2 pseudogenes are annotated in these 421 nt (G+C 68.9%); both read right to left on the bottom strand.

The annotated features are described in order from the left end of the window. A pseudogene (locus tag HWX22_RS32190) lies at positions 1–178 on the bottom strand (phosphate ABC transporter substrate-binding protein); the annotation flags it as partial. A gap of 18 nt (positions 179–196) precedes the next feature. Next, positions 197–421 (bottom strand): annotated as a pseudogene (locus HWX22_RS31705) (porin); the annotation flags it as partial.

Consider the following 421-nt stretch of genomic DNA (forward strand, 5'->3'; position numbering starts at 1 on the left):
GGTCCTCGCGGTGCCACAGCGGCAGCAACTCGCCGAAGGGCTCGCCGAGCAGTTCGACCCCGCGCGGGCCACCCGCGCGCGCGAAGGCCGCCAGCGTGTCGGCCAGCAACGCGCGCCAGGCCGCGCCCAGGCGCGGCGTGACGTTGTACATCGGCAACCCGGCGACCCACTGGCTCATGCGTTTGCACTCCCGAGATCAGAAGACATGGCGGATGCCCGCGCGCCCCACCGCCTGCTTCTGGTTCGACGAGGGATTGAAGCCGGCGATCTGCGCCACCGCCGCGTCGCCCGCCGCCTTCTGGTAGGCACCCATCACATAGACCGTGGTGCGCTTGGACAGCGCATATTCTGCGCTCAGGTTGAACTGATTGTATTTCGGCACGCCGCCGGTGGCGTGATCGCGGCCCGTGGTGTAGGTGTA

Source organism: Burkholderia sp. BCC1638, from assembly GCF_902833195.1.
Taxonomy (GTDB): Bacteria; Pseudomonadota; Gammaproteobacteria; order Burkholderiales; family Burkholderiaceae; genus Burkholderia; species Burkholderia diffusa.